Source organism: Dehalobacter sp. TeCB1 (assembly GCF_001707455.1).
Lineage (GTDB): Bacteria > Bacillota > Desulfitobacteriia > Desulfitobacteriales > Syntrophobotulaceae > Dehalobacter > Dehalobacter restrictus.
In genome coordinates this window covers 78,353-95,612 of the sequence record NZ_MCHF01000016.1, presented here as the reverse complement: position 1 = coordinate 95,612, position 17,260 = coordinate 78,353, and the positions used below count along the sequence as shown (strand labels likewise).

Genomic DNA, 17,260 nt, shown 5'->3' with positions numbered 1-17,260 from the left:
CATGGGGGAGTGAAGAAAAAGGAGACTTTCGATTGTAAGACTTAATGCCACTATCCTGTTTGAAGATTTAAATGCAATCACCCAGTAATGTATAGGTTGCATTTACAAAGTCAATTGAGGTTAACATTTAAAATTGTCTGAATTTCTACTGACATCTTGATTTTTGAAGGGAATGTGATAATATTTAGCGAATAAGAATATTTATGGTTATATCTTCGTTATTGATTTTAAAGAAGACTTAGCTGGCGCCTGATATATAAATGAAGAAGTACAAGCTTTATGCAATAAAAATGTTTTGAATGATTATTATTAATGACAAAGGAGAGATTGATATGGCAACTTATTTTGATGAACCTTCCCATACTTTTGGAGAATATTTATTAGTACCCGGGTATTCTTCGGCAGACTGTACCCCGACAAATGTAAGTCTGAAGACTCCCGTTGTAAAATACAAAAAAGGTGAGGAATCTTCCATTAATACGAATATTCCTCTGGTATCGGCAATCATGCAGTCTGTTTCGGACGATAAAATGGCAATTGCTCTGGCCAGAGAAGGCGGTATTTCGTTTATTTATTGTTCTCAGCCGATTGATACCCAGGCTCAGATGATTGCGCGGGTCAAAAACTATAAGGCAGGTTTTGTGACCAGCGATTCCAATATAACCCCGGACAGCACGCTGGCGAACATTTTGGCCCTGAAAGCCAAAACGGATCATTCCACAGTGGCGGTGACCTCAGACGGTACAGCTACGGGTAAGCTGCTGGGTCTTGTTACGACCAGAGATTACCGCGTCAGCAGAATGTCCAAAGATACGAAAGTCAAAGAATTCATGACAAAGTTTGAGGATCTGATCTGCGGAAGTGATCAGATCACCCTGAGTGAAGCCAACGATATTATTTGGGACCATAAGCTGAATGCTTTACCTTTGATCGATAAAGACCAAAACCTTAAGTATCTGGTCTTCCGCAAAGACTATGATTCCCATAAAGAATACGAAAGGGAACTTCTGGACGCCTCCAAAAGGTATATTGTCGGAGCAGGGATTAATACGAGGGACTATGAAGAACGAGTGCCTGCGCTGGTTAATGCCGGATCAGATGTTCTTTGCATTGATTCTTCCGAAGGCTTTTCGGAATGGCAGAAAAGGACGATCGATTTTATCCGCAAAAAATACGGTGAATCCGTAAAGGTTGGCGCCGGGAACGTCGTGGACCGCGAGGGATTCTTATTCCTGGCCGAAGCGGGGGCCGACTTTGTCAAAGTCGGCATTGGCGGCGGGTCGATCTGCATTACCCGCGAACAAAAAGGGATAGGCCGCGGACAGGCTACCGCGTTGATTGAAGTTGCCAATGCGCGCGATCAATATTTCAAGGAAACCGGAATTTATATCCCCGTCTGCTCGGATGGCGGTATCGTCCATGATTACCATATTACACTGGCGCTGGCGATGGGGGCCGATTTTATCATGCTTGGCCGGTATTTTTCACGTTTTGATGAGAGCCCGACGAACAAAGTCAATATCAATGGCAGCTACATGAAGGAATACTGGGGAGAAGGCTCTAACCGTGCCAGGAATTGGCAGCGCTACGATCTCGGCGGTGACGGCAAGCTTTCTTTTGAAGAAGGCGTTGACTCCTATGTGCCATACGCCGGCAGTTTAAAAGACAACGTAACCCTGAGCCTGAACAAAGTCCGTTCAACCATGAGCAACTGTGGGGTTTTGACGATTCCAGAACTGCACAAAAATGCCAAACTCACGCTCGTATCCGCAACAAGCATCGTGGAAGGCGGTTCACATGACGTCCTTCTGAAGGATAACAGCTATATAAAATAAAGTGTCTTCTGTCAATGGAGCGTAATCAGATCATTACCGAAGCAAATCGATAAAAATTCTTAAAAAATTGCCTTAAAAACAGTAATGTCGTTGACGATCATGCCAAAAAAGAATTATACTTAAATATGTTATTTGCAATTTCAAAGCTTGTCTTTCTTTAAAGGGCAAGCTTATTGGTTTGTTCGTCAATATTAGTCTATTGGTCTTGATCTGTTTTAGGAGGACGATTCATGGAACAAGTACTCTTAATGGGGAATGAGGCAATTGCCATGGGAGCTATCCGGGCCGGCGTTGCGGTTGTAACCGGCTATCCAGGCACGCCTTCCACTGAAATATTGGAAACAGTCGCCCGGAAGAATCCCGGGAATATTTATGTTGAATGGTCCGTCAATGAAAAATCCGCGCTGGAAGTTGCGGCTGGTGCAGCCTATGCTGGTCTCAGAACGATGGTCACCATGAAACAAGTTGGTCTTAATGTTGCCTCCGATCCATTAATGAGCCTCGCTTATATCGGGGTAGAGGGGGGAATGGTCATCGTTGTTGCCGATGATCCCGGACCTATTTCTTCCCAGACAGAGCAGGATACCCGTCATTTTGCTTCTTTTGCCAAACTGCCTGTCTTTGACCCATCTTCACCGGAAGAAGCTTATCAGATGATTGGCGATGCGTTTGCCTATTCGGAAGAATACAAGACCCCGGTCTTATTTCGTCCAACCACGCGTGTTTGTCATGGCAGCGCCTCTATCGTACTCGAACCCGCCCAGGCGGCTTCTTCGGCCGGCGCTTTTGTCAAAAATCCGAAATGGACGATTTTTCCTCGCCTTTCTTATGAAAAGCATCTGCAAATTGAAGCCAGACGTCCAATACTGGAAGCGGACTTTTCCTCCTATCCCTGCAATATATTAACCGGCAGCGGTAAAAAAGGTATTGCCACAGGCGGCATCAGTTATGCTTATACGTGTGAAGCGATCCAGGCGCTAAAGGAGTGCCGTCAACGCGAAAACGATGTTCAGAAGAATAGTTCGGATATTGACTATAAACTCTTCAAAGTTTCAACGCCGCATCCTTTTCCGGTAAGACTGGCCCTGGAATTCTTAAGCGGCCTCGATGAAGTACTGGTGATCGAAGAACTGGATCCAGTGATTGAAAAAGAATTGATTTTCCTGTGCGGCCAATACCATTTGCCTGTCAAAGTCTTCGGCAAACTGAGCGGCCATACCCCTCAGGCTGGGGAAAACAGCATTGAAATCGCGCGCAAGGCAATCACGAAATTCTTAAAGAAGCCTAATCAGGATGAAGACTGCCGTCTAAATCTCTCCACATTGAATGCTAAACATGAGGATATAAACAATAAAGAAGAATGCATAGCTGAAGAGGATCAACAGACTGTAGAAGTTATACAGCCTGAGCAGCCGGCTCTGCCGGTCCGGCCTTCGGTACTCTGTGCCGGCTGTCCGCACCGCGCTTCTTTTTACGCGGTGAAAAAAGCCATGAAAGGTAAGAAAGCGGTCTTTTCCGGTGACATCGGCTGCTATACACTTGGTAATGCAAGTCCGCTGGAGATGGTTGACACCTGCCTCTGCATGGGTGCAGGCATTACGATTGCCCAGGGACTGCACCGCGCTGAACCGGATACGGTTAATTTTGCATTTATCGGTGATTCAACCTTTTTTCATACAGGCATTGCCGGTGTGATTAATGCTGTTTACAATGAAACCGATATCGTATTGATCATTCTCGACAATTCGACAACGGCGATGACAGGTCATCAGCCACACCCGGGCACCGGGAAAACCATGATGGGAAATATCGCTGAAAAAATTAGTATTCCGGCTGTCCTTCAAGCCTTGGGTGTTAAACAGATTACGACATGCAATCCGCTCAACTTAAAACAAGCGGTCGCTGCCATCCAAGATGCTGCAGCGGTGCGTGGCGTTTCAGCGGTGATCTTTGAATATCCGTGCATTGCAATAGCCAAACCAGGGCCGCAATTCACAGTTGATCCCGGAAAATGCAGCGGCTGCAAGCGCTGTATCAAAGAATTGGGCTGTCCGGCCATTACCTGGAAAGTAGATAAGGCTGAAATTGATTCGGCTTTATGCTACGGTTGCTCACTCTGTACACAAGTCTGTTCTTTTGCTGCGATAGGAGGTGAGCCGGTATGAATATTATCTTAGCTGGGGTAGGCGGTCAGGGAATTGTCCTGGCTTCCAAAGTTATTGCCCAATCCGCGATGCAAAAAGGCTTAAAAGTTCGTACAGCGGAGACGATCGGCATGGCCCAGCGGGGTGGCTGCGTCGTCAGCCATGTAAGGATCGGTGAAAATATTCACGCTCCGCTGGTAGCATTGAAGACAGCTGATCTGGTGCTAGGCTTTGAACCCGCGGAAGCTGTACGGGCGCTTCCTTTTTTAAAGCCGCAAGGGACCGTCATTGTCAGTCAAAAAGCGATTAAACCGGTCACAGCTTCACTCTCGGCTGAAGGTTATGAGGGGAAGACGATGCTGGACTATCTGCAAAACAGTGTCAGCCGGTTCTATATTGTGGATAGCGATGCAGTCTGTTCTGTCTGCGGCTCACCAAAAGTCTTAAACACTGCCTTACTCGGTGCAGCAGCAGGCAGCGGTGTACTTGGCTTTACACTTACGGACATGGAAACTGCTCTGGAAAGCGTATTGCCGGCTAAACTGCTGGACATGAACATTCAGGCCCTTCGGGCCGGTGCCCAAAACATAGAAGAGGGGAATATTTGTGTATGAAACGGATGAATGAAACCCAGTTTGCAGCGATTAGAAAAAATCTGACCAAACTCTGCAGTCTCGACGGTTTTTACAGCAAGAAATTTGCAGGGTACGAACTACTTCAGAGCATGCAAAGCCAGGAAGATTTTGAAAAACTACCGTTTACCAATAAAGATGATCTGAGAGAAGCTTATCCACTTGGCCTGCAGGCTGTTCCCGACAGTGAGATTGTCCGGATTCATTCCTCTTCCGGAACCACCGGCACCCCGGTCATTATTCCGTATACAAGGCAGGATGTCGAAGACTGGGCCATCATGTTTAAACGCTGCTATGAAACAGCCGGTTTGACCAACCTGGACCGGGTCCATATTACGCCGGGCTACGGCTTATGGACAGCAGGCATCGGCTTTCAGAACGGAGCTGAGCTTTTAGGGGCCATGGTTATTCCGATGGGCCCTGGCAATACCGATAAACAAATTCAAATGATGATTGATTTAAAAAGTACCGTTTTGTGCGCGACTTCATCCTATGCCTTGCTCCTGGCTGAAGAGATCTCCAAAAGGGGAGTCAAGGACAAAATCCACCTGCGCAAAGGTGTCATCGGTTCGGAACGCTGGGGCGAAAAAATGCGCCGACGCATCGCCGGTGAACTGGGCGTTCAATTATACGATATCTATGGCTTGACTGAGATTTACGGACCGGGCATTGCGATGAGCTGCGATTACGAATGCGGCATGCATTATTGGGATGATTATCTGTACTTTGAGATTATCGACCCGCATACCGGCCAGCAGGTACCGGAAGGCGAAATTGGGGAACTGGTGATCACGACCTTAAAGAAGGAAGGTGCTCCGCTGATTCGCTACCGCACCCATGATTTAACCCGTTTCCTGCCAGGAGAATGTGCCTGCGGTCTGGCTCACCCCAGAATCGATACCATTATCGGCCGTACCGATGATATGGTCAAAGTCAAGGGTGTGAATATTTTCCCGGGTCAGATTGACGAGCTTCTGCGCGAAGTAGAAGGTGCCAGCAGTGAATACCAGGTCATGATTGACCATTTAAGCGGCAAAGATATTATGACGCTGTTCTTTGAGACCGAAAACAATGCAGATAAAAAGCAGCTCGAACAAGACGTCAAACAGCATTGTAAAGCAAAAATTGGGATTTCCGTCGTCCCGAAAGCCGTAGCTATCGGGGAACTTCCCCGGAGCGAAAAGAAATCGACCCGCATCTTTGATAACCGCTATTAATTTTGCATTTTAAATTTACAGTTTTATATAAGTCAATTTATTTCATCACAAACAAATATTGTCATGGTAGAACGGGAGGAGATTAAACAATGCCCATTACTGAATTGTTGGTACGCAACGCAGCGTTGTACGGACAGGAGAAATGTCTGACCGAGATTAATCTGGATCTTCAGGAAAGCCATAAAATCACCTGGAGAGAGTATGAACTGATCGAAAATAATCCGGCAGGGGAATACCGGCTGGAAATGACCTGGCGGGTTTTTGACGAGAAAGCGAACCGTATGGCGAATCTGCTTCTGAAAAGAGGCATTAAGAAAGGCGATAAAGTCGCCATTTTATTAATGAATTGCCTGGAATGGCTGCCGATTTACTTCGGTATCTTAAAATCCGGCGCCGTTGCAGTCCCTTTAAATTTTCGCTACACAGCTGAAGAAATCAAATACTGCCTGGAATTGTCCGATACAATTGCGTTGATCTTTGGACCGGAATTTATTGGCCGTGTGGAAACGATTTACGATCAGATCCCTAAAGTCAAAACGCTTTTATTTGCGGGTGAAAACCGTCCGTCCTTCGCAGAGAATTACGACCGGCTGGCAGCGAACAGTTCCTCGGAGGTGCCGCAAGTTGTACTGTCTGACGATGATGATGCGGCCGTCTACTTTTCTTCCGGGACGACCGGCTTCCCGAAAGCCATCCTCCATACACACCGGAGCTTAATGTCGGCCTGTTATACGGAACAAAACCATCATGGACAGACCCGTGACGACAATTTCCTGTGCATACCGCCGCTTTATCACACCGGTGCCAAAATGCACTGGTTCGGCAGCCTGCTCTCAGGCAGCAAAGCTGTCCTGCTGCGCGGCGTCAAACCGGAGTGGATTCTGAAGACGATCAGCGAGGAAAAAATCACCATCGCCTGGCTTCTCGTTCCATGGGCCCAGGATATCCTGGATGCGATTGAGAGCGGCAAAGTTAAGCTGGAGGATTATGAGCTCTCTCAATGGCGCCTGATGCATATAGGGGCCCAGCCGGTACCTCCCAGCCTGATCCGCCGCTGGAAAAACTATTTTCCAAATCATCTGTACGATACGAATTACGGCCTGAGTGAGTCCATCGGACCGGGCTGTGTGCATCTTGGCCTAGAGAACATCCATAAAGTGGGCGCGATTGGGGTACCCGGTTATCAGTGGGAAGTTCAAATTACTGACGAAAACGGCTGTCCGGTCCAACAGGGTCAGGTAGGGGAACTGAGGGTCAAAGGTCCGGGTGTCATGAAATGCTACTACAACGACCCTGAAGCCACGGCTGTAGCCCTGAAAGACGGCTGGTTGCTGACCGGTGATGTGGCCAGGATGGATGAGGCCGGCTTTATATATTTGGTCGATAGGAAAAAAGATGTGATCATCAGCGGCGGCGAAAATATTTATCCGGTTCAGATCGAAGACTTCCTGCGTGCACATACGTCGATTAAGGATGTCGCAGTGATTGGTCTGCCTGATCCGCGCCTGGGTGAGATTACCGCAGCAATCATCGAACTCAAACCGGGAAGTATCTGCACAGAAGAAGATATCAGCGTTTTCTGTGCACCAATGCCCCGCTATAAACGTCCGCGCCGGATTATCTTCGACAAGGTCCCGCGCAATCCAACCGGTAAGATTGAGAAACCGCGTTTAAGGGAAAAATACGGGGCAGCCACCCTGATTGCCGCCCAGACAGAAAACAGTCTATAGTCAATGAGATGAAAAAATCCATTGATAAAAGTAATCATAGCAAAAGGAATCATCCATGAAATAAAACGAGGGGATTAAAGTGTTGAATGATTGTGTACTCAATTTTCTCGTGAAAGATTTTCAGGAGAAAACAGCCGAACTGGCTCAAACCGCCATGGGTATCCTGAAAGCGGACACGGTGATCCGGGGCGGCCGCATCATCAATGTAAATACTTGTGAAATCGAAGAAAACAAGGACGTCGCGATCAAACACGGCCGGATTGTCCTAGTCGGTAATGCCGCGCCTGCTATCGGGGAACAGACGAAGATCATCGATGCCTCGGGCTATACGCTGGCACCGGGTTTTCTGGACGGACATCTGCATGTCGAGAGCAGCATGGTCACGCTGAGGGAATTCACCAGAGCTGTCCTGCCGCAGGGAACGACGTGCATTGTGATGGACCCGCATGAGATTGCCAATGTCTTCGGTCTGGAAGGCGTTAAGATGATGGTCGAAGAAGGACAGGCCATGCCACTTAAAGTATTTGCAACAATGCCGTCCTGTGTACCTGCTGCTCCGGGTTTTGAAGATGCCGGAGCGATCATCGGCCCGGCTGAAATCGAAGAAGCCTTGCAGGACAGCAGGATCATCGGGCTCGGGGAAATGATGAATTATCCGGCAGTCATCTCTGGTGATGCGCAGGTTCATGCCGAATTAAAGGTAACGCTGAACGCCGGCAAGCCGGTTACCGGGCATTACGCTTCTGCTGATCTCGAAAAAGGATTGCAGGCTTATGCAGCAGCCGGGATCCTGTCCTGCCATGAAAGTACGACCAGGGAGGATGCCCTGGCCCGGATGCGTCTCGGTATGTATGCCAAACTGCGGGAAGGCTCAGCCTGGCAGGACGTTAAGGAAACCGTCCGGGCCATTACTGAAAACAAAGTAGATTCCCGGTATGCCGTGCTGGTGACGGACGATGTGCATCCGCATACCCTTTTGGCCAAAGGACACCTCAACCATGTGATCCGCCAGGCGATTCGCCAGGGTGTCAATCCGGTTACGGCGATTCAAATGGCAACCATTAATCCTGCTCAGTGTTTCGGGCTTGACCGGCATCTCGGGAGTATCTCACCTGGCAGATGTGCAGATATTGTTTTTCTGCGTGACCTCGCGGAAGTCACCGTAGAAAAAGTAATGATAGACGGGGAAATCATAGCAGAACAAGGACGGATGCTGGCTGAAATTTCGTCCGTCAGCTATCCGGAGAAGTTCCGCAGTTCCGTTCATCTGTCCCATAAACTGAAATCCGGAGACTTCATCATCAAAGCTCCGGAAGGAAGAACGACGGTCAGGGCGCACGTCATCGAGATCAAAGAAGCCCAGGCCGGAACCCTTCATCGCGTGATCGAGATGGGAACAGCGCAAGGGCAGGTATGTCCTGACATTACAGCCGATATTGCCAAGGTTATGGTCCTGGAAAGGCACGGCGGCCCGGGAAATTACGGCCTCGGGTATGTCAAGGGTTTCCAGATGAAGAGCGGGGCAGTCGCATCAACAGTGGCTCATGACGGTCATAATCTGATCATCATCGGTGTAAATGACGCGGATATGGCGCTTGCCGGCAATACACTGGCAGACCTTGGCGGCGGTATGGCCACTGTGAGGGATGGGAAAGTGCTGGCCATACTGCCACTGCCGATCGCCGGCTTAATGTCGGACAGACCGGTCGAGGAAGTGGCCGGAATGGTGACTCAGCTTGATAAAGCCTGGAAAGAGCTTGGATGCAGTTTGGCCTCGCCATTTATGACCATGGCGCTCTTAAGTCTGCCTGTTATCCCGGAACTGCGCCTGACGAACCGTGGACTGATTGATTGTCTGAACTTTTCATTCCTGTCTTTGCTCGAATGATACGCTCCAATGATACGACTTCACTTTTCAAAGTCAATGATGAAATCCAATAAGCGCCGTTGTTTATTATCCTGGCCGAGCAAGGCCAGTTTTACATGATCCGGTAGGGAAAGGCCATGGAGCACCTGCTCCATGCTTTTGTTCAGCAGAATGTCAATGGAAGAAAACATCCCAGTAAAAAAGAATTCAGAACTGCTCGTTTTATCTCCCAGTTCTGAAGCTAAAAGTTCCATTAGTTTTCCTCGGATAAGTGACAATTTGATCAGTTCCGCGTTTTCGATATTTTGCAGATCTTTCAGCATGATGATTGAGCTCCAGCGGTACAGTTCTTTTAAGCCAAGGTGGGCGAGCGCCTGTGGGATAGAATTGATTTTATTTTTTGTCCCAAGATATGTGGAGTTGGCAAGTTTAAAAATTTTATAGGTCAGGCCGAGATCACTTTGAACAATATTGCCAATCACCGTATAGTTCGGTTCAGGCATTTTGAGTTCCTGAATGATTTTCAATATATTGCTGTTCAGTGATACAATCTCTTTAGAATTAATGATCGAAGGTTTGCTGAAAAAATAACCTTGAAAATAATCATATCCCATTTCATAAGCGCGCTGAAATTCTTCCCGCGTTTCAATTTTCTCAGCGACAAACCTCACTTTCATGTGATATTGCTTTATCAGCTTGCGCTGAAGATCAAGTGTATGCTGCCGTAAAAGATGGTTGACACATCGTTATTCCTTCTATATAATACATTTCGGAGTATTTTTACGGACATCAAGATTTCATTTACATCATTGTTTTACTGAATTCTGAAATATTGAAGTAACACTCCCTGAAGTATTGGAGCATGTGAGAAGGAGGTGTTTTTTTTATGCGTTTTTGTCATGAACTTAAAAAGCTGGCGAAGGCTTTTGAAGCGGATCAATTTGCGGCCGTCAAAAAAGATGTACTCGTCGTCCTTGAAAATATATATGGTGAAACCTCCAGAGAGTATAAAGTTGTCAAACAGACATCTTCCCCTGCAACCATTATCAAGGTTTTGAACCATATCGCTGAAAGATCAGATGATCTGTCCTTTCATGCGCTTGCTGCAAATATGTAATTTAAATCCATGGCGCGGACTACGGCCTCCTTTCTGCAAGGGGGTCGTATTTGTTTAGCTTGCTGCTGTGCATTTAACGTTAATAAGGTACTTGAAAGAATAAAGGAATTGATTCCTGATCTGCAGAAATAATACTAAATAGAATAAAAAACAACTTACTAACTCCAGACTAAGTCAACGTAATGGATGGACAGCGTCAAGCGGAGCATGGATTGCGAAGCGCGGGATTTTGTGTCAGGATGACACAACGACCGAAAGCGGCCATCCATTACGTTGACGAGCCCGAGTAAATCTAAAAAATTTATAATATTCCTTTTATACATACTCCTGATAAAGAAAGAGATGACCGCATGCACCAGGTTTCTTTTGACCAATATCCGTTAAGTCCGGAAATATTAAAAGCCCTTCAGCTGCTGAACTATGACAAGCCTACGAACGTCCAGAAACAGGTCATCCCATTGTTTCTGGCGCAAAAAGATGTGATTGTTAAATCTCAGACCGGCAGCGGCAAGACGGCCGCTTTTGCTATTCCGCTTTGCCAGATGGTGGATTGGGAAGAAAATAAACCCCAGGCCCTGATCATCACGCCAACGAGAGAACTGGCCATCCAGGTCAAAGAGGATCTGTTTCATATCGGCCGTTTTAAAAGACTAAAAATTGCTGCGGTATACGGCAAATCTCCTTTCTATTATCAGGAGAAAGAGCTGAAGCAAAAAACGCATATTGTGGTGGGAACGCCTGGCCGGCTGATCGATCATTTTCAGAAAGGGACGCTGGATACTTCTTGTATCAAATACCTGGTTATTGACGAAGCGGATGAACTGATGAATATGGGCTTTCTGGAACAGACGGAAACCATCCTTGGCAGCTTGTCTGCCGACCGCGTAACAGCCCTGCTGTCGGCCACGATGCCTTCTGATGTCAGAACACTGTGTGATCATTATTTGCGCGAGCCAGTCTATGTAGAAACGCAAGAAGAAACATCCGCTGCGGAAAGAATCTCCCAGGAAAGATACCTCATTGCCAGACAGGATAAAATAAAGCTTCTTAAAGATCTTTCAGTCACTGAGAATCCCGATAGCTGTCTGATTTTCTGCAATACCAAACATCAGGTGGATGAGGTCTATGCGGAATTGAAATTGCTCGATTATCCCTGCGCCAAAATTCATGGCGGTATGGAACAAGGGCACCGCCTGAGTGTCATGGATGATTTTAAACGGGGTTATTTTCGGTACCTGATTGCAACAGATGTGGCAGCCCGGGGGATTGATATCGAAGATATTTCACTCGTCATTAACTTTGATCTGCCGCAGGAAAAGGAAAGCTATGTACACCGGATTGGCAGAACAGGGCGTTTGAATAAAAACGGCAAAGCAATCTCTTTTGTTACCAAAGAAGATGACATTTACCTGCAGGATATACAGAAATATGTTGGACAGGAGATCCCACTGAAACAAAGACCTTCTCAGGATACTGTCCGCAATGCCGAAGCCGTCTTTCAGGAGAAAATAACCGTTTTGCCGGATAATAAAGCCATGAAAGGCACCCGGATCAATTTGGAAATCATGAAGCTCCAGATCAATGCCGGAAAGAAATCCAAGATCCGGCCGGCGGATATTGTGGGCGCACTGACGAATATTGCGGGTATGACTGCGGCTGACATCGGGATTATCAATATTTTGGATGAATTGAGTTATGTGGAAATCCTGAACTTTAAAGGGTCACTTGTCCTTGAAGCCTTGCAAACAACGCCGCTCAAAGGTAAACTGCGGAAAGTAAGAAAAGTGAATCGCTGAATGCTCAAATGTCATAATAAAACTGTATTTATTGAAATAAACCGAAATAATTAATTGTAGAAAAGACGAATTCTGAAGGATTTTGGAGCTTCTTTAGCGAAAATACAAGATATAAATACTCCAGGGAAGAGGAGACAGACGATGCAGGATGATAAAGGAATTTTGCTGGAATCCGGAACCAATGAGTTTGAAATTATCGAGTTTACCGTAGACGGGAAATTCTATGGGATTAACGTCGCCAAAGTAAGGGAAATTATCAACAATGTCAAGGTGACACACCTGGTAGGTTCACATCCATATATAGAGGGACTATTTACTTTACGGAATAAGATCATTCCGCTTGTTGATCTGACGCGATGCCTAACCGGCGTTAAGCAGGTCACAGATAACCAGCAGATCATTGTTTGTGAAATCAATGGTGAAATGATCAGCTTCAGAGTTGATGAAGTCACGAGGATCTACCGCGTATCCTGGACCCAGATGGAACCTTTGTCGGATATTGCCGGTTCGGACTTTGCAGTCGGTGTCGTTAAGCTGGAAGAAAAAATCATCGTTCTGATCGATTTCGAAAAGATTATTTCTGAGATTGATCCGACCATGAACAAAAGATTATCAACGATACCCGCGGTAGCTGAAGAAATGGACGGCCTCAGAAAGACAAAAACAATATTAATCGCAGAGGATTCCCGCGTTCTTCGGGAACTACTAATCAGAACACTTAGCGCTGCAGGTTATCATGTGATTCCCAACGATAATGGTCTGGAAGCATGGGATAGTCTGAACAAAATGATTGCTGACGGCAGTTCGATCGAGGATAAAGTGCAGCTGGTCATTACAGACATTGAAATGCCCCAAATGGATGGTCATCATCTGATCAAAAAAATAAAAGAGGATGACAAACTTAAAGAGCTGCCCGTCATTATCTTCTCCTCGATGATCAGTGAAGAGCTAAAAAGGAAAGGGCAGTCGCTCGGCGCCTATGCCCAAATCACGAAGCCAGAAATCGAACAATTGATCGTGTTAGTTGATAAAATACTGCTTTCTTAACAACAAAAGATGCATGTCTACGGAATGATTACATTCCATTAATAGAATGAACACGCATGATTTAAATTAGAAGTGGTGCTTCCTGGTGAACTTTTCGTCCGCCGGGAAGCACCACTAAATATTAGACATATGATTTATTCTTCACTGCATTTTTGATCTTTGACTTTATTCACGATCTCGGGAACCATATCGATTAGTTTTTCGAGCCCTCCTGATTTTTCAATTGGCAGCAGTTCGACCTGATCGCCTCTGATAACCAGAACTGCTGTTGGCGAAATACGGCCGCCACTACAGGCACCGCCACCCAAGCCTTGGTTGTTTTTCTGTTCAATGCCGCTTCCGCCGCTCGTACCCAGACCAAATGTAAAATCGATGAATGGAACAAGAATGATTTCTCCGACCTGCATAGGTTCGCCGACGACGGTCTTGGTCTTCAGAAAGCTTTCCAGTTTTTCAAAGATGTTGGTGATATTTTCGCCAATGTTAAAACTATCCGACATAGGGGGATCCTCCTTTAAATTTGATTTTTAAGTTCGTTAACATGATATTGCGAATTGGTTTCGTGACCAGAAGCCCGATGATTACAGAGAGCAGATAGGGCAGCCAGATCCTTCCGCCAATGAAAAACCTTCCTTCCAGCATTTCCTGACCAAATACAAGTTCGACAGCAATATCAAATCTGTCATACCAAAGGTATCCCTGAGTCAGCAGTACCAACAGGAAACCGGTATACATTGGATCAGAAAAGCCTATTTTGACGTTTACGATCAGCTGATCCGGCAGGATATGCCTGGCGATTTTCCTCAGGGATGCCAGGATTTTTTTCAAAACATCGGTCCGCAGGAATTGACGAATACCAAATTCATTTTGATGTTTTTTTTTGGAAGATATTAAGTCTTTCACAGAATCAGCGTGCAGATCTTTTTTGGCATTGTTCTTGGACGCTGTTCCGGACTTCTGTTGATCTTCTTTCTTAGAGTCTGGCCGTTCCTGGAATTTTTTAGTCAGACCCAGAATCATCAACGTCGTTTCAGCCTTACGTTTAGGATATTTGACAAACTCCATCCTGATTCCGCCAAAGAGCCAGGAAACGGACCCCTTCATTTGAGAATGGCCAAGATTCTCTGCAGCAGCCTGATAATGGTAAGGTATAAAGATCATAGCTGCCAGAATCATCACGAGACCCAGCAACATATAGCCAAGGATTGTTAACAAGAACATAGCACCTGACCATCCCTTTTCATATTCACACTTATTAATACACATGAAATAATAAAAAGTTTCAGCTTTCAACAGAAAAGTTGACATTCTTTATCTCAAAGTACCGGTTAATTTTATGCTATACTGAGTATTATGGAAAATTAAGCTAAACTTTTTTTCAATGTTACATGCATTTTAGAGCTAACATGGTACTTGATGTCTGTAAGATTCACATGCAAAAAAAATTATATGGAAAGAAGATCCTATGGAAAGAATACTGATTATTGCTGAAAAACCGGCTCAGGCCCGGGAATATGCTGCAGCCCTGGGGGTAAAAGGTAAAGGACAAGGCTGGCTCGAAAATGACCAGTATGTGATAACCTGGTGTATCGGTCATCTTCTGGAGCTGGAAAGGCCGGAAGGCTATATGGATCTGGAACACGTCGGGAAACGCTGGAGTCTGAAACGTCTGCCCGTTCTGCCAGCTGTCGATTCGTTTCGGCGTACAATCAAATCCCAAACGCGCCAACAATTTCAAGTTTTACAAAAATGGCTGAAATCTTCTGAAATCACACAGGTTATTTGCGGAACGGACGCCGACAGGGAAGGGCAGCTTCTCTTTCAGGAAGTCTGGGATTTGGTGGGATGTACAAAACCGCTCTCCCGGCTCTGGATTTCTTCGCTGACGCGAGAGGCTATCTTGGAAGGCATGAATCAGTTAAGACCGGGTCAGGCCGTGGAAGGTCTGTCAGCCGCAGGCAACGGCAGAGCCTTTGCGGACTGGGACTTTGGGATGAATCTGACCGAAGGCTTCACCTCTTTATTTGGCAGCTTCGATACAGTCCGCAAAAAGCCGAATGTGGTTTCCATCGGCAGAGTACAAACCCCGACATTGGCGCTGATTGTCCGCAGAGAGTGGGAAATTGAGCAATTTGTTGCTGAAACCTATTTTGAAATCAGTGCAGCCTTCTCTGCGGAGCAGGGACAATACACCGGACGCTGGTTTGATCCGGCTCAGGAAAACAGACGCCTGACCGACAGGGAAACTGCCGAACACATTGCTGCGAGAACACAGGGGCAGCCAGGGAAAATCATCCGGGCTGAACAAAAAAAGGTTTCCGAAGCTCCGCCCTTGCTTTTCGATTTGACAAGCCTGACTGTCACAGCTTCCAGACGATTCGGATTTAGTGCCGAAAAGGTCCTGGAACTAGCCCAGTCTCTTTATGATAAAAAGGCCATTACCTACCCACGTACGGATTGTGCTTATTTACCCGCGGATATGATTCCAAAGCTGCCAGCCCATTTGAAAGCCCTGCGTCAGGAGCCTTATCAGGAAAATGTAGATGAAGCAATGACCTATAGTGTGCCTCAAAACAAACGGGTCATCAACACAATTACGGCTCACCATGCGATCATTCCAACGACAGAAACTGTTCATTTGAATAAGCTGCCGGAAGCCGAACGTCAACTTTTTGACCTGATCGCACGGCGTTTTCTGGCTGTCTGGTTTCCTCCTGCCTGGTATCAGCAGACGGAAATCGTTACGGAAGCGGCCCAGGAACATTTTCGCTCCAAAGGCAGGATTCTGCTCAGCTCAGGCTGGAAAATGGTCTATGATTTCGAAGACGCTCAGGATCCTCAGGCTGAAAGCAGCGGAACAACAGGAAAGACCAGGAGAAAAAATAAGAATCGCGAGAACCAGCAAGAAGAGAACACAGAACTTCCGGCGGTCAGTCAGGGTGACTCTGTTCAGACGACCGAAGTCCGGATCGACGAAAAGAGTACCAAACCCCCGAAACGTTTTACCCAGGGAGACCTGCTTAAAGCGATGGAGAGTGCGGGCAAACAAATTGAAGACGATGTTCTGCGCCAGCAGCTGAAAGGGAAGGGCCTCGGGACAGTGGCTACCCGGCCTGCGATCATTGAAAATCTGCTTCAGCGTGGCTATATCAGACAGGAGCAAAAAACGCTGCGGCCGACAGAAAAGGGAACCCAGCTGATTTCATTAATTCAAAACAGGCTTCCGCATGCCGCCCTGCTGATCAGCGCTGAAATGACCGGTCAGCTGGAATATGACCTGGCGCAGGTTGAAAAAGGCGAACTGGCGCTGGAAAAATACATGTCTGAGGTCGAAGAAGCGGTGATACGAATCATTAATGAACTTCGGGCCTATGAACAAAAATATGGCAAAACGCCGTTGGCCCAGGCTCCGGCCAGGTCAGCCAGATCTGCCGAATCTGCGAAATCTTCCAAGAAAGTTCACACATCTTCGGAAGATCAATCAGATCAAACAGACAAGTCGGCTAAAAAAACAAAGGGCGCCAAAGAAGAAAATGGTTCTTCGGCAGCCCGGGAAAGCGGACCTGAAAAACTGGGGCCCTGTCCGCGGTGCGGGGAAGGTGTCATTGAAGGCAATAAAGGTTACGGCTGCTCCAACTGGAAAAGCGGCTGTGGATTTGTGGTCTGGAAAACACCGATTTGCGGTAAGACACTTAGCCAGGCCCAGATGAAAAGCCTGCTGAAGAAAGGTAAAACACCCTTGATCAAAGGATTCAAATCCAAAAGCGGGAAATCTTTCAACGCCTGTCTGGTCTGGGAGGATGCCGCTAATGGAAAACTTAAATTCGCGTTTAATCATGATTGACAGGCCGTTTCTTTATAAAAAAATCCTTATA

Annotated in this window: 13 protein-coding genes; 10 read left to right on the top strand and 3 right to left on the bottom strand. The window is 46.6% G+C overall.

Annotation, left to right across the window (positions count from 1 at the left end; genetic code table 11):
- Window positions 1-332: 332 nt before the first annotated feature.
- The 6 genes from A7D23_RS05075 (at window position 333) to ade (ending at window position 9,446) form a co-directional block, all read left to right on the top strand.
- On the top strand, window positions 333-1,835 hold the full coding sequence (locus tag A7D23_RS05075; RefSeq protein WP_019225419.1) for an IMP dehydrogenase: 1,503 nt from the start codon (window positions 333-335) through the stop codon (window positions 1,833-1,835).
- A gap of 230 nt (window positions 1,836-2,065) precedes the next feature.
- Window positions 2,066-4,000, top strand: coding sequence for an indolepyruvate ferredoxin oxidoreductase subunit alpha (iorA, locus tag A7D23_RS05070; RefSeq protein ID WP_019225418.1), 1,935 nt, complete (start codon window positions 2,066-2,068; stop codon window positions 3,998-4,000).
- On the top strand, window positions 3,997-4,593 hold the full coding sequence (locus tag A7D23_RS05065; protein ID WP_019225417.1) for an indolepyruvate oxidoreductase subunit beta: 597 nt from the start codon (window positions 3,997-3,999) through the stop codon (window positions 4,591-4,593). The genes iorA and A7D23_RS05065 overlap by 4 nt, the downstream gene beginning before the upstream one ends.
- The gene (locus A7D23_RS05060; protein ID WP_019225416.1) at window positions 4,590-5,828 is read left to right on the top strand and encodes a phenylacetate--CoA ligase; all 1,239 of its coding nucleotides are present in this window, start codon (window positions 4,590-4,592) and stop codon (window positions 5,826-5,828) included. The genes A7D23_RS05065 and A7D23_RS05060 overlap by 4 nt, the downstream gene beginning before the upstream one ends.
- A gap of 89 nt (window positions 5,829-5,917) precedes the next feature.
- A complete protein-coding gene (locus A7D23_RS05055; protein WP_019225415.1) occupies window positions 5,918-7,558 on the top strand; it encodes a class I adenylate-forming enzyme family protein in 1,641 nt (546 codons plus the stop codon).
- Window positions 7,559-7,637: 79 nt separating this feature from the next.
- Window positions 7,638-9,446, top strand: coding sequence for an adenine deaminase (gene ade / locus A7D23_RS05050; RefSeq protein WP_019225414.1), 1,809 nt, complete (start codon window positions 7,638-7,640; stop codon window positions 9,444-9,446).
- Window positions 9,447-9,466: 20 nt separating this feature from the next.
- Here the strand turns inward: ade and A7D23_RS05045 are convergent, their stop codons facing one another.
- Window positions 9,467-10,102, bottom strand: a complete 636-nt coding sequence (locus A7D23_RS05045; RefSeq protein ID WP_019225413.1) for an HDOD domain-containing protein — start codon at window positions 10,100-10,102, stop codon at window positions 9,467-9,469.
- Between the two features lie 209 nt (window positions 10,103-10,311).
- On the opposite strand from A7D23_RS05045, the gene A7D23_RS05040 reads away from it, so the two are divergent.
- The 3 genes from A7D23_RS05040 to A7D23_RS05030 all read left to right on the top strand — a co-directional run bounded on the left by A7D23_RS05040 (window position 10,312) and on the right by A7D23_RS05030 (window position 13,385).
- Window positions 10,312-10,542 carry a hypothetical protein gene (locus A7D23_RS05040; RefSeq protein ID WP_019225412.1) on the top strand — a complete coding sequence of 77 codons (231 nt, stop codon included), beginning with the start codon at window positions 10,312-10,314 and terminating at the stop codon, window positions 10,540-10,542.
- A 350-nt stretch (window positions 10,543-10,892) separates the two neighbouring features.
- Window positions 10,893-12,338, top strand: a complete 1,446-nt coding sequence (locus A7D23_RS05035) for a DEAD/DEAH box helicase (RefSeq protein ID WP_019225411.1) — start codon at window positions 10,893-10,895, stop codon at window positions 12,336-12,338.
- A gap of 141 nt (window positions 12,339-12,479) precedes the next feature.
- On the top strand, window positions 12,480-13,385 hold the full coding sequence (locus tag A7D23_RS05030) for a chemotaxis protein (RefSeq protein ID WP_019225410.1): 906 nt from the start codon (window positions 12,480-12,482) through the stop codon (window positions 13,383-13,385).
- 134 nt (window positions 13,386-13,519) lie between these two features.
- Here A7D23_RS05030 and A7D23_RS05025 read toward each other — a convergent pair whose 3' ends face one another.
- Together A7D23_RS05025 and A7D23_RS05020 are read right to left on the bottom strand one after the other, a co-directional pair.
- Complete coding sequence (locus A7D23_RS05025) at window positions 13,520-13,885, bottom strand: spore germination protein GerW family protein (RefSeq protein ID WP_019225409.1); 366 nt, start codon at window positions 13,883-13,885, stop codon at window positions 13,520-13,522.
- On the bottom strand, window positions 13,875-14,606 hold the full coding sequence (locus tag A7D23_RS05020; protein WP_026071840.1) for a hypothetical protein: 732 nt from the start codon (window positions 14,604-14,606) through the stop codon (window positions 13,875-13,877). Before A7D23_RS05020 ends, A7D23_RS05025 begins: the two co-directional genes overlap by 11 nt.
- Window positions 14,607-14,850: 244 nt before the next feature.
- Between A7D23_RS05020 and A7D23_RS05015 the strand changes: the two genes are divergently transcribed.
- Complete coding sequence (locus A7D23_RS05015) at window positions 14,851-17,229, top strand: type IA DNA topoisomerase (protein ID WP_019225407.1); 2,379 nt, start codon at window positions 14,851-14,853, stop codon at window positions 17,227-17,229.
- Window positions 17,230-17,260: the final 31 nt, after the last annotated feature.

Coding starts and splice junctions, on each gene's coding strand:
- A7D23_RS05025 (WP_019225409.1), bottom strand. CDS start 13,885: ATGTCGGATAGTTTTAACATTGGCGAAAATATCACCAACATCTTTGAA.
- A7D23_RS05060 (WP_019225416.1), top strand. CDS start 4,590: ATGAAACGGATGAATGAAACCCAGTTTGCAGCGATTAGAAAAAATCTG.
- A7D23_RS05055 (WP_019225415.1), top strand. CDS start 5,918: ATGCCCATTACTGAATTGTTGGTACGCAACGCAGCGTTGTACGGACAG.
- A7D23_RS05015 (WP_019225407.1), top strand. CDS start 14,851: ATGGAAAGAATACTGATTATTGCTGAAAAACCGGCTCAGGCCCGGGAA.
- A7D23_RS05035 (WP_019225411.1), top strand. CDS start 10,893: ATGCACCAGGTTTCTTTTGACCAATATCCGTTAAGTCCGGAAATATTA.
- A7D23_RS05045 (WP_019225413.1), bottom strand. CDS start 10,102: ATGAAAGTGAGGTTTGTCGCTGAGAAAATTGAAACGCGGGAAGAATTT.
- A7D23_RS05030 (WP_019225410.1), top strand. CDS start 12,480: ATGCAGGATGATAAAGGAATTTTGCTGGAATCCGGAACCAATGAGTTT.
- iorA (WP_019225418.1), top strand. CDS start 2,066: ATGGAACAAGTACTCTTAATGGGGAATGAGGCAATTGCCATGGGAGCT.
- A7D23_RS05020 (WP_026071840.1), bottom strand. CDS start 14,606: ATGTTCTTGTTAACAATCCTTGGCTATATGTTGCTGGGTCTCGTGATG.
- A7D23_RS05065 (WP_019225417.1), top strand. CDS start 3,997: ATGAATATTATCTTAGCTGGGGTAGGCGGTCAGGGAATTGTCCTGGCT.
- A7D23_RS05040 (WP_019225412.1), top strand. CDS start 10,312: ATGCGTTTTTGTCATGAACTTAAAAAGCTGGCGAAGGCTTTTGAAGCG.
- A7D23_RS05075 (WP_019225419.1), top strand. CDS start 333: ATGGCAACTTATTTTGATGAACCTTCCCATACTTTTGGAGAATATTTA.